The sequence below is a fragment of the Streptomyces sp. NPDC091387 genome, assembly GCF_044756945.1.
Classification (GTDB): domain Bacteria; phylum Actinomycetota; class Actinomycetes; order Streptomycetales; family Streptomycetaceae; genus Streptomyces.
Map to the genome: position 1 here is coordinate 317,383 of NZ_JBIVTZ010000006.1, position 11,605 is coordinate 328,987.

The following is an 11,605-nucleotide window of genomic DNA, read 5'->3' on the forward strand; positions in this document are numbered from 1 at the left end:
TCCATAGCTGGACGGGTGGTTTCCCTGTGGAAATCATTTCATGTGCTCCCCTCCTACCCGGCGACCGCGTAGGCCTGCGCGCCGCGCGGGCTGGCCGCTCCGAGCACCAGGCCGTCGCCCGTCAGGCCGGTGGCGCACACCTTGCTCAGCGAGTAGTCGGGCGCCAGCTCCACCTCGTGGCCCCGCCGCCGCAACAGCTCGAGTTCCTCAGCCGGCCAGCCGCTCTCCAGCACCACGGTTCCGGGGCGGAACCGGCGCGGGGCGAACGACGTGGGTACGTGGTCGGTGTGGAAGGTCCGCGCCTCGATGGCCGCCTGCGGGCTCATGCCGTGGTCCACGTGGTTGAGGAAGAAGCCCAGGGTCCACTGGTCCTGCTGGTCGCCGCCGGGTGTGCCGAACGCCAGGTAGGGCTGCCCGTCCCGCAGGACCATGGTCGGGCTGAGCGTGGTCCGCGGGCGCTTTCCCGGCGCCAGTGTGTTGCTGTGACCAGGCATCAGCGTCGCCATCTGGCCGCGGGTACCGAGGGGGAAGCCGAGCCCCGGTATCACCGGAGAGCTCTTGAGCCAGCCGCCGCTGGGCGTCGCCACCACCATGTTGCCCGCGGCGTCGGTGGCGGTGACGCAGCAGGTGTCGCCGGTGGCGGCGGTCAGCTTCATGATGGCCGGAATGCCCTGCTCCAGCTCACCCAGCCAGGCCGGGTCCGCCGGTGCGGAACTCTCGTCGTGCAGCGGCGGGAGCAGAGGCTCGCGCCGGTCGGGCCGGCCGGGCCGCAGCTCGACGGAGGCCTCGGACCCGATGAGCGCGCGCCGTTCGGCGGCGTACGCGGGGTCCAGCAGGGCTCGTAGCGGCACGTCCGCGTGGGCCGGGTCGCCGTACCACGCCTCGCGGTCGGCGAACGCGAGCTTGGCGGCCTCGACCACCGTGTGCACGTACGCGGCGCTGCCCGGTCCCATCCCGGCCAGGTCGAAGCCCTCCAGCAGCGCCAGTTGCTGGAGGAAGACCGGGCCCTGCGACCACGGGCCCGCCTTGTGCGCCGTATGGCCCCGGTACTCCAGGCTCAGCGACTGCTCCAGCCCCGGCCGCCAGGCGGCCAGGTCCGCGCCGGTCAGCAATCCGCCGTTGCGGCGTCCGGTGGAGTCCATCTCCTCGGCCTTGGCCAGATACGTGTCGATCGCCTCCGCCACGAAGCCGGTGTGGAACGCCTCCGTCGCCGCGTCTATCCGGCCCTCGCGGTCCCGCCCCGACGCCTGAGCCTCGCTGACGACACGCCGGAAGGTCCGGGCCAGTACGGGATTGGTGACCCGTTCCCCGGCCCGCGGGGCGACGCCCCGCCTCAGGTACGTGCGGCCCGACTCCGTCCAGGTGTCGCGGAAGAGTTCCGACAGTGCGCCGATCATGGCCGCCGCCTTGGGCAGCAGGGGGTAGCCCCGTTCCGCGTACCCGATGGCGGGCTCCAGCACGACCTCCAGCGGAAGCGTGCCGTACTCCTTCAGCAGCCGGAGCCAGGCGCTGAAGGCCCCCGGGACCACGGCCGGCAGCAGTCCGGAACCGGGGACCACGGACAGGCCCCGCTCGGTGAAGGCGTCCACGGTCGCCGCCGCGGGCATCGGCCCCTGACCGCAGATGACGTCGACCCGGCCGGACCCGGAACGGTGGGCGAGGATGGGCACGTCACCGCCCGGCCCGTTGAGGTGCGGTTCCACGACCTGGATGACGAAGGCGGCGGCGGCCGCGGCATCGAAGGCGTTGCCGCCGCGATCGAACATGGACATGCCGGCGGTGGAGGCCAGCCAGTGAGTGGACGCCACGGCACCGCGGGTGCCGTGCAGTTCCGGTCGGAAGAGCACGTGGGAAGTCCCTTTCTCCTCGTACGAGATCTCGGCGGGCGAGTCCGGCGGTCAGGGCCGTCTCGGTGCGTTCATCAGGCCGGACGCGGTGGCGGTGACCCTGCCGTGGACCGTGGCGGCCGTGGCCCGGCCCTCCCGCACGTCCACGGTGCACGAGAGGGTGGCCGGCCGGCCCAGGCCCTCGCCCTGGAGGACCCGGTAGGTGTGGTGGCCGTCGGTGCCGGGCAACGCCTTCTCACGGGCCAGCCAGGCGCCGAGCCCCAGGGCGGCGGAGGCGCAGGCCGGGTCCTCCGGCATCCCGTATCCGGGAGCGAACACCCGGACACGGGCGGTCCGGTTCTCGTGGTCGTACGCGACGAGCACCGCGTCGGGGCAGTCCTTCCAGACCGGGTCGGTGAGGTCGGCGCCTGCCCTGGCCAGCGCCTCCTCGCGTACCGGCAGGAAGTGGAAGGCCGGTCCGAAGCCGGTCAGGTGCGGCGTCGCGGAGAGGTCGGAGCCGGACAGGCCGCACGCCGCCAGGAGCGGGTGTGGATCCCACTCGGGCCGCAGCAGCGGCGCGCCCTCGACGGCCAGGGCGGAGCCGTCGGCCCCGGCCGTCACGGTGAGCTGCCGGCCGCCGCACTCCTGCACCGCCTCGCCGGGTGCCAGCCGTCCGGTACGGACCAGCACACTGGCCGTGCCCACCGCGCTGTGGCCCCCGAACGGCGACTCCCCGGCCGGCGTCATCACCCGGACCCGGTAGGCGGATCCGGGTAGGCCGGGCGGCAGGACGAACGCCGTCTCGGTCAGGGCGATCTCCCGGGCGACGGCGAGCATGTCCCCCTCAGAGAGCTCCTGCGCGTCGGGTACGACACCGAGGGCACAGCCGTCGAACGGGTTGTCGGTGAACATGTCGACGATCTCGTATCCGATCATCGTCCGCCTCCTGCCGTGGTCTGCCGTGTGGTGGCGCCCGTGGTCCGCGGGCGGGGGAGGAGCACCTCCTCCGCGACGGCCTCCAGCACGCGCGGATCGCCCTCGTACGGGAAGGACGCGCGCGGCCAGTGCACGACCAGGTCGGTGATGCCCAGCTCGCCGAACCGGCCCACCGCGTCCCGGTAGGACTCGACGGAGTCGAGCACTCCACCGACCAGGGCACCGGTCAGCAGGAGCCGGTTCAGCGTGGCCGGGTCGCGTCCGACCGCGGCGCAGGCCGTGTCCAGGCGGTCCAGCTGGCGAGCGATGTCGGGCAGCGCCTTCTCGTAGGGCAGGGCGTCGAAGCGGCCCGGTGGCCCCGCGGTGACCCAGGTGTCCGCCTGCCGGGCCGCCAGCCGCATGCCGCGCGGCCCGGTCGCGGCGACGGCGAACGGCGCCCTCGGGCGCGTCAGGCACCCCGGGTTCACGGGTACGTCGCGGAAGTCGTAGTGGGTGCCCGCGTACGAGGAGACCCGGCCGGTGAGCAGCCGGTCCAGCGCCTCGACGAACTCGGCGAAGCGGTCGGCGCGTTGCCGCGGGGTGCGTTCGGTGGGGTCCACCACCCGGTCGTCCAGGCCGCCCGCGCCGGCACCCAGGCCGCAGACGAACCGGCCCCCTGCGATGTCCTCCAGCGACATCAGTTCCTTCGCCAGCGTCACCGGATGGCGGTAGGTGGGGGTGGCGACCATCGTGCCCAGTGTGATCCGCGAGGTGACGGCGGCAGCGGCGGCCAGTGTGGGCACGCAGGCGAACCAGGGCTCGTCACGCAGCCACCGCCACATCAACTGGTCGTACGTCCAGGCGTGGTCGAAGCCGAGGTGCTCGGCCAGGACCCACTGTTCGCGGGCCTGCGACCAGCGCCGTTCGGGAAGGATCACCACTCCGTGACGCATTCGTTCCTCACTCCCTTCCGTGTCGGGTGTCTCCGTGCGGCGACGGCCGGTCAGGGTGCCGTGCTGTGCAGCACCTTCGGTTTGAGCTGCCGGGCCGCGACGTCGATCCGGCTCAGGGCCGCGTGGAAGCCCTGCTCGTAGCCCCGCACCTCCGCGCTCCGCAGTTCGGCGGGCAAGGCCGCGTCCTCCTCCGGCGTGAGGCCCGGGTAGAGCCCGTTGGTCGCGACGTCGAGCGAGATCGCGCGCAGCCGGCTCCGTAACTGGTCGACCAGCTCCACCGCGCCGACCGGCGTCCGCAGGGTCAGGAAGTAGTGGTCGTAGAGCAGCGCCTGCGTCTCGGGGCGCGTCGGCGTGGTTTCCGTGGCGGACTCCTGCAGCAGGGACCGGCCACCGGGCACCAGCTTGGCCGCCACCCCCGCGTGCACTGTGTGGTACATCTGCACGGCGTGCTTGAACGCCTGGCCCTCGGTCGTGCCGCTCCACTCGGTCTTCTTGCCCCTCAGCAGTCCCCGTACGGGCACGAAGTCCGGTGCCCAGGTGCCGCTGAAGCTTCGGTGCTGGAGGAACATGCTGGGCCGGATGACCGTGCCGTAGACGTCGGCCGGGCACGAGCTGGTGTAGAGCAGCATCGAGGTGTAGGCGTCGGTGAGGTCCGTCATCACGCGCAGGGACGGGGTGGGATCGGCCCGGACGCGGGCCTGGTACAGGGCGTGCGCGGTCAGCTGCCAGACGGCGAAGGTGGCCTGATGCCCCGTGATCCAGCGGAACCAGAAGAGCTGGTGGGAGAAGTCGGTCGTGGACAGGGGCGCACCCGTCCGATGGCAGACCGTGCTCCGGTCCACCAAGGACTCGTCGGCCGGCAGCACGTCGGGTATGTCGTGCCCGGCTTCGGACGTCGGCGGTTCGGGCAGGGTGAGCGGTTCCAGGCCGTACGGGAAGTCCCCGAAGTCCCAGCCGTCGGGTACGGGCAGTTCGGTCACAGTGCGGTGGACACCCTTGTTCATCGGTCTCCCCCCGGCGGGACGTAGGCGAACTCGAATTCCAGCCCGTTGACGTCCAGGACGTAGCAGCTCTGCACGCCGTCCGCGTCGGTGACGATGTCGGTGGGCCGTTCCTCGCCGGCGAAGGTGTAGCGGCCGGACTCGTACAGGTGGAACCAGCGGTCACGCCAGGCTCGGAGCTCTTCGGCCGATCCGGTGGACAGGCAGATGTGCTGGAACTGGCGGGTGTTGGCGCCGGGGACGGCGTCGTCGTGCCCGGCGCGTTCGAAGAGGTGGAAGCGCAGCCCGGCCACCGCCAGCTCGGTCAGCCGGGTGATGCCGGGCAGACGGCTCAGAGTGAGCTCGGAGAAGGTGTCCAGGGTCCAGTTCGGCCGGCAGCCGAAGAACTCCTGGTACCAGGCGACGGCGTTGTCGAGGTCGCCCGTCTGCACCCCCACGTGGTGAAGCTCCGGTACGAGGTCGAGGCCCGTTGGTCGCTCGGTCGCGGTCTGGGTTCGAGGCATGGTGCTGCGCTCCTTTCGTTCCGAGAGATCTAATCTTTTCTTTTCTCATTCAGGCTAGCGATTGCCCGGAAATCCGGTCAGGTAACGAAGTGGGATTCCTGGATTTCTCTGATGTGGTGGGACGGGATGCCGTGGGAGAAATGATCAGGGCAGCCCGAAGCTGCGGGTCAGGCATTGGTGAAGCGTCATCAATTCTTGTGAAATTTCCTTGACTACTTGCCAGGTGCCATCCTTTCCGGGGAATACTGGTGTCATGACACAGAATCAGTGGAGCGCAGTGGACGACTACTTCGATTCGGTTCTCGGTGACGAGGACCCCGCGCTGGCGGCCGCTGCCCAGGCGCACGTCGCATTCGATCTCCCCGATATCGGGGTCTCTCGGCCCCAGGGAAAACTGCTGCACCTGCTGGCCCGTATCCAGGGTGCCGAGCGCATTCTCGAGATAGGCACCTTCGGCGGGTACAGCACCATCTGGCTCGCCCGTGCGCTGCCCCCCGGCGGGCGGCTGGTCACCATCGAGTGGGAGCGCACGTTCGCCGAGGCCGCCGCCGGCCACCTGGAACAGGCCGGCGTCGCCGGCGTCGTCGACCAGCACGTGGGCAGGGCGCTCGACATCCTGCCCACCCTCGCGGAAGGCGGCGGCCCGCCGTTCGACCTGGTCTTCATCGACGCCAACAAGCCCGACACCCCGGAGTACTTCACCTGGGCGCTCGAACTCTCCCGTCCGGGCGGAGTGATTGTCGTCGACAACGTCGTGCTCGGAGGTGCGGTCGGCGAAGCCGGCAACCCGGACGGAGGCGTCCGGGGAATGCGGCGGTTCCACGAGATGCTGGCCGCCGAGCCCCGGGTCAGCGCCACCTCGATCCAGACGGTGGGAGGCAAGGGGTACGACGGGTTCACCCTGGCGCTGATCCTGCCCTGACGCGCCGCAGGGCCTTCGGGGGCGGCGGACCGGACACCGGCCGCAAGCCGCCCCCGAAGGCGGTCCGCCCCGGTACTCATGCCTGGTCGGGTCCGATCAGGTCGGGAGCGGTCCAGCCGTCCAGGTCGTACTCCGCCATGCACTCCTCCGCGAAACCCCGGTAGCCGTCGACCAGGCCGGAGGCCGTCTGGGCCATCAGGAGCTCGATGCGCACGTTCTCGTGGTTGCCCGAGTAGTTGCGCTCGTACAGTTCGTGCCGCCCCGCGAACTCCGTGCCCACCGAATCCCAGATCAGCTTCATCAGCTTGACCCGCTCCACCGAGTCGTATCCGTTGGAACCGCGCATGTACCGGTCCAGGTACGGCCTCAGCTCGGGGTTCTGGAAATCCTTGGCGTGCGAGTTCAGATAGATGAGACCACTGCTGAGATCCTGCAGAATGATCTCGCGTACGCGCGGATATCCGATGGTCATGAACCACCGGTACGCCATGCCGTAGTCCAGGTTCGGGAGCAGCCCGCCGTCGTGCCACGCATGGGGATTGTGCGCCATCGCGTCACTGAGGCCCCAGAACATGTTGCGCCAGGCGAGTACCTCGCCGACCCGCGTCTGAATTCCCCGGAAATCCTTCGTCCCGGTCACGTCCAGTCCCTTGAGCAGCAGACCGGCCAGGAAATCCAGCTTGACTGCGAGCCGGGTGACACCGTGGAACGTCAGCCGGTGCGTGAACCCGGACGTGTTCAGGAAGGTGCCGGCCTTCGCCGTGTCCCCGTAGATGAAGACGTTCTCCCAGGGGATCTTCACCTTGTCCAGGATGAATATGGTGTCGTTCTCGTCCAGCCGGCTCGACAGCGGATAGTCGAACGGGCTGCCCATGCGGCTGGCGGCCAGCTCGTACGACTGACGGCAGATCAGCTTCACCCCCGGCGCCCCCATCGGCAGTGTGGCCACCAGGGCGAACTCCTTCTTCTTCACCGGCAGGCCGTAGTGCGCGATGAAGTTGAAGTGGGTCAGAGCCGACCCCGTGGCGACCACCTTCGCCCCACTGACCACGAGACCGTCGTCGCACTCCTTCTCGACGTGCACGAACACGTCGTCGACCTCGTCCGACGCCCGGTGGCGGTCCACCGGCGGATTGATCACCGCGTGGTTCCAGAACAGCACCCGCTCCTGCGCCTCGGCGTACCAGCGCCGGGCGTTGTCCGCGAACTCCCCGTAGTACTCCGGGTTCGCACCCAGCGTCACCAGGAAACTCGCCTTGTAGTCCGGGCTCCGCCCCATCCAGCCGTAGGTCAACCGGGCCCACCGGGCGATGGCGTCCCGGTCCCCGACCAGGTCCTCCACACTGCGCGGCACCCGGTAGAACTTGTGCGTGAAGCCGTCGCTGCCCGTGTCGGTGGGCGTGGTCAGCGTGTCGTGGTGCTCCGGGTCGTGCAGGGCGTCGTACAGGCGCGCCGTCATCCGTGCCGTGTTGCGGAACGCCGGGTGCTTGGTGACGTCGTCGACCCGCTCCCCGTACGCCCAGACCTCCCGGCCGTCCCGGATGCTCTCCAGGTACTCGTCACCGGTCATCGGCCGGGTCACGCGGCGCGGTGCCGCGTCCGTCCGGTCGCCGGAGTCCGTCGTGCCGCTCACATCGTTCTTCTCCGTCATGTGCGTCAGTCCCTTGTCTCGTCTGTCTCGTCGCGGGCGTGGAAGTGCTCCACCGGGTCCATACCGTCCAGGCACAGCGACCAGGCGCCGGCGGAATCGTCCGGTGCCAGTTCCGGGAAGGCGCCGCGGTGGAACAGCAGCGGCCGTCCCGGACGGCTCTCGAACTCCTCGACGCCGCCGATGTGCAGCGTGTGGTCGCCCGCGTCGTGCACCTGCCAGGGGCGGCAGACCAGGTGGGCCACCGTGCCGGCCAGCCGCGGATGCGGTCCGCTCTCGTCCACCCACGGCACCGGGCCCGGCATGGGACGGCCGGCGAAGTGCATGGCGAGATCGCGCTGCGTCTCGTCGAGGATGTTGACGACGTACCCGCCGTCCTCCACCAGCAGCGCACCCGCACGGCTGCGCCGGTCCAGGGCCACCAGGGCCAGGGGCGGGTCCAGCGACACCGAGGTGAACGCGTTGACCGTCGTGCCGTGGACGATGTCACCCCGCCGGCAGGTGATCACCGTGACCCCGGTGGCGAACTGGCCCATGCAACTGCGCAGGGCGCGCGGGTCGATCGGGCGGGACGCGGTACGCACGCCGCCGTCAGGCATGTTCATGGGTCCCCCTGCTCTCGTGGACGGCCGCCCGGTCCGCGCCGGCCGGTGCCAGCGCACCGGTGAGCAGATCGGCGAGGATGCCGGGGCCGTCCTCGGTCAGGAACGACTCCGCGTGGAACTGGATGGTGGCCAGGGCCGGTCCGCGCAGGGCGATGACCTCGTCACCGAGGCGCTGCACCTGGACGGCCGAGTCGGACAGGGGCGGACGCAGCCAGTCGTCGTCCGCGCGCACGGTGAAGCTGTTGTAGAAGCCGGCCATGCGTGGCCTGCCCCACAGCGGGACCCGCAGCCGTCTGCCCTGCGCCGGGTCGGGCAGCCTGGCGACGGGCAGTCCCAGAAGGGTGCACACCACCTGATGCCCCAGGCAGACCGCGGCGAGCGGCAGACCGCCCGCGAGCCGTTCGGCGGCCACCGCCCGCAGGGCGAGCACCCGCGCGTTCGCGGAGTCCCGGGGGTCGCCGGGCCCCGGGCCGAGCAGGACGACGCCCCGGGCGCCGAAGGCGCCACCGGACCCGGCGGGTTCCTCCGCGCGGTACCACGGCACCAGGCGCACCGCGCACCCCAGCGACCGCAACTGGTAGGCGAGCATGGAGGTGAAGCCGTCCTCGGCGTCGACGATCGTGACCTCGACGCCCACGGCTTTCGCCGGACCGGTGCCGCCGAGCCAGAAGGCCGCCAGCCCGTCGTTGCGCGCGGCCAGTGCGCCGTGCACCGGAGGGACGTCGGCCAGCCCTGCGGCGGGGGCCCGGACGGGAGCCTTCGCCGTCCGTCGGCCGGACAGCGCGTCGAGCAGGCCGGACAGCTTGGCGGTGGTCTCCGCCGTCTCATGTGCGGGTACTGATTCCCGCACCACCGTGGAACCCGCCGTCAGCCGGATGGCGCCGTCCGTACCGATGTCCGCCGTGCGCAGCATGATGGCGGCGTCCAGCCGGCGCTGCCCGCTCTCGTGGCCGAGCAGCGCGATGACCCCGCTGTAGTAGCCGCGTCCCTGTGGTTCGTACCGCTCGATCACCCGGCAGGCGTTCTCCACCGGGCTGCCCGTCACGGTCGGCGCCGGCATGGTGGTGCGCAGGATCTCGGTGAGCGGGCGCTCCGAGTGGCCGGAAAGGTAGTACTCGGTATGCGCGAGCCGGGACATCCACTTCAGGGACGGTCCGCTGACCCGCACGTCCCGGTCGCACAGGGACGTCATCATCTTGAGCTCTTCGTCCACGACCATGTAGAGCTCGTCGGTCTCCTTGGGGTCCCGCAGGAAACGCAGCAGCCCCGGCAGATCCGGACCCGTTCGCGGGTACCGGTAGGTCCCGCTGATCGGGTTCATCTCCACCTGGTCACCGCGGACGCGCACCTGCTGCTCCGGGGTGCCGCCGATCAGGTACCGGTCCCCGGTGAAGACCAGGAACGTCCAGTACGCGCCGGTCTCCGCCGTCACCAGCCCGCGCAGCACCGAGAGCGCGGCGGCCCGGTCGAAGTCGCGGATCCGGCCGTGCAGACTGCGGGCCAGCACGAAGTTGGAGCCCTCGCCGCCGTGGATCTCGCGGTCGACGATGGTGTCCACCGCGGCCGCGTACCCGTCGTCGTCGATGTCGTAGCGGAGGTCCTCCACCCGCGGCGCCCGGTCCGGCAGGCAGTCCAGCAGCCGGTCCAGCGGTACCCGCCGGTGCTCCCGCACCTCCATGGCCAGCAGTGGCTCGTGGTCGTCGGGGTACGCGAAGCCGCGCTCGCGGATCTGCCGGTAGGGGGTCAGCACCAGGGTGTCCGCCCCGTCCGCTCCCCGGGCCGCCGGGCCGGGGTCGTCCAGGCCCAGGGCGTCGAGGTCGTCCGCGCTGCGGACCGGACCGCTCAGGATCTCGACGGGCGCCGCGCGGTCGGCCCCGGGCCGGTGCAGCACCGCGAACGGCCGGCCCGGCGGCGGCAGCAGCGCTTCGGAGGCCCAGGCCCCTTCGGCGGGCCCGGGGTCCGCGCTCATGCCGCCGCTCCCACGGGAAGACGCCAGTGAGCCGCGGCGGCCACCGCCTGGACGAGGCTGAGCCGGGGGTCGCACAGGCTCCGGTAGCCGGGGCCAGGCACCGGGGAACGGCCTGCTCCCTCGCATTCGGAGATGTCGTCGGGGGACGCCTCCAGATGGAGCCCGGCGCACCGCCCGGAGTTCTCCGACACCACATCGATGCACTGCCGGATCTCGGACATGATCGCGTCGAGCTTGCGCGTCTTGAGCCCGTCGGGCGTCTTGACGGTGTTCCCGTGCATCGGGTCGCACATCCACAGCACGGGGTGCCCGGCCTGCTTCACCGCCCGCACCAGCGGCGCCACCCTGGCGACCTGCCCCGCGCCGAACCGGGCGATGAGAGTGAGCCTGCCGGGCGTGCGGTGCGGGTCGAGCACCGCACACACGGCCAGTACCTCGTCCACCGTGGCTTCCGGGCCGATCTTGCACGCCACCGGGTTGTCCAGTTCGGCCATCAGCCGCACGTGCGCGTTGTCCGCCTGGCGGGTGCGCTCGCCGATCCAGGGCCAGTGCGCGGAGGCCAGGTAGCTGCCGCCCTCCCCGTGCCGCCGGACCTGGGGCAGTTCGTAGTCCAGCAGGAGTGCCTCGTGGCTGGTCCACACCCGGTGCTGCGGCGGCGCGCCCTCGCCGCGCCCGAGCTGGTCGAGGGCGGTGACGGCACGGCGGGCGGCCTTCATCCCCGCGAGGATGCGGGAGGGGTCGGGGGTGCGGGCCGTCCGCTGCGGGTCCGGTGCGTTGACGACCGGGCCCCGGAACACCGGGAGCCTGTCCTCGTACACGGTTTCCCAGTCCTGGGAACGGGGCTTCGAGAACTGGCCGGCTATCCGTCCGACGCGCAGGACGGGCAGCCCGGAACTCGTGCACATGATGTCCCCGAGCACATCGAGCATCTCCACCTTGCGGGCGATGTCGCGAGGTTCGCACTCGGTGGTCAACTCCACGCAGTCGCCGGCCTGGAGCAGGCAGAACTCGCCTTCCGCGGCTCGGGCGAGCAGGGCGCCGAGGGTCTTGACGCTGTCGTACGAGACCAGTGGCGGCTCACCGGCCAGGCGTTCGCGCACCTGGGGGAGGAGGGAGGGGTCGGGCCACTGGGGCTGTTGACGGGCGGGCAGCCCGGCCACCATCGAGGCGATCAACGGATCGTGTTCGGCGCCCGGCATGGGGTTTCGAGACATGCTGTCGGCCTTTGCTATGAGGCGGCCCGTGGGGTGGACGCCTGCGGAT

The 11,605-nt window shown here is 71.0% G+C and carries 10 protein-coding genes; 1 reads left to right on the forward strand and 9 read right to left on the reverse strand.

Annotation, left to right across the window (positions count from 1 at the left end):
• Nucleotides 1–53 precede the first annotated feature (53 nt).
• From ACIQM0_RS15155 to ACIQM0_RS15175, 5 genes are read right to left on the reverse strand one after another with little or no spacing between them, the layout of a single operon-like run.
• Nucleotides 54–1,847 (reverse strand): gamma-glutamyltransferase family protein, encoded by a 1,794-nt coding sequence (locus tag ACIQM0_RS15155; RefSeq protein WP_401286366.1) that lies wholly within the window; start codon nt 1,845–1,847, stop codon nt 54–56.
• A 51-nt stretch (nt 1,848–1,898) separates the two neighbouring features.
• Nucleotides 1,899–2,762: a PhzF family phenazine biosynthesis protein gene (locus tag ACIQM0_RS15160; RefSeq protein WP_401286367.1), complete on the reverse strand. Its 864-nt coding sequence runs from the start codon at nt 2,760–2,762 to the stop codon at nt 1,899–1,901.
• A complete protein-coding gene (locus tag ACIQM0_RS15165) occupies nt 2,759–3,694 on the reverse strand; it encodes an LLM class flavin-dependent oxidoreductase (protein WP_401286368.1) in 936 nt (311 codons plus the stop codon). Before ACIQM0_RS15165 ends, ACIQM0_RS15160 begins: the two co-directional genes overlap by 4 nt.
• Before the next feature lie 50 nt (nt 3,695–3,744).
• Nucleotides 3,745–4,698, reverse strand: coding sequence for a hypothetical protein (locus tag ACIQM0_RS15170; RefSeq protein ID WP_401286369.1), 954 nt, complete (start codon nt 4,696–4,698; stop codon nt 3,745–3,747).
• Nucleotides 4,695–5,198 (reverse strand): VOC family protein, encoded by a 504-nt coding sequence (locus ACIQM0_RS15175; RefSeq protein ID WP_401286370.1) that lies wholly within the window; start codon nt 5,196–5,198, stop codon nt 4,695–4,697. The genes ACIQM0_RS15170 and ACIQM0_RS15175 overlap by 4 nt, the downstream gene beginning before the upstream one ends.
• A gap of 253 nt (nt 5,199–5,451) precedes the next feature.
• Here ACIQM0_RS15175 and ACIQM0_RS15180 point away from each other — a divergent pair, with 253 nt between their 5' ends.
• Complete coding sequence (locus ACIQM0_RS15180; RefSeq protein WP_401286371.1) at nt 5,452–6,120, forward strand: O-methyltransferase; 669 nt, start codon at nt 5,452–5,454, stop codon at nt 6,118–6,120.
• A 76-nt stretch (nt 6,121–6,196) separates the two neighbouring features.
• Here the strand turns inward: ACIQM0_RS15180 and ACIQM0_RS15185 are convergent, their stop codons facing one another.
• The 4 genes from ACIQM0_RS15185 to ACIQM0_RS15200 are packed head-to-tail and all read right to left on the reverse strand — an operon-like array spanning nt 6,197 to nt 11,556.
• The gene (locus ACIQM0_RS15185; protein ID WP_401286372.1) at nt 6,197–7,771 is read right to left on the reverse strand and encodes a 4-hydroxyphenylacetate 3-hydroxylase family protein; all 1,575 of its coding nucleotides are present in this window, start codon (nt 7,769–7,771) and stop codon (nt 6,197–6,199) included.
• Between the two features lie 5 nt (nt 7,772–7,776).
• Nucleotides 7,777–8,373 (reverse strand): flavin reductase family protein, encoded by a 597-nt coding sequence (locus ACIQM0_RS15190; protein ID WP_401286373.1) that lies wholly within the window; start codon nt 8,371–8,373, stop codon nt 7,777–7,779.
• A complete protein-coding gene (locus ACIQM0_RS15195; RefSeq protein WP_401286374.1) occupies nt 8,360–10,342 on the reverse strand; it encodes an anthranilate synthase family protein in 1,983 nt (660 codons plus the stop codon). Before ACIQM0_RS15195 ends, ACIQM0_RS15190 begins: the two co-directional genes overlap by 14 nt.
• Nucleotides 10,339–11,556 carry a 3-deoxy-7-phosphoheptulonate synthase gene (locus tag ACIQM0_RS15200; RefSeq protein WP_401286375.1) on the reverse strand — a complete coding sequence of 406 codons (1,218 nt, stop codon included), beginning with the start codon at nt 11,554–11,556 and terminating at the stop codon, nt 10,339–10,341. Before ACIQM0_RS15200 ends, ACIQM0_RS15195 begins: the two co-directional genes overlap by 4 nt.
• Between the last annotated feature and the right edge of the window lie 49 nt (nt 11,557–11,605).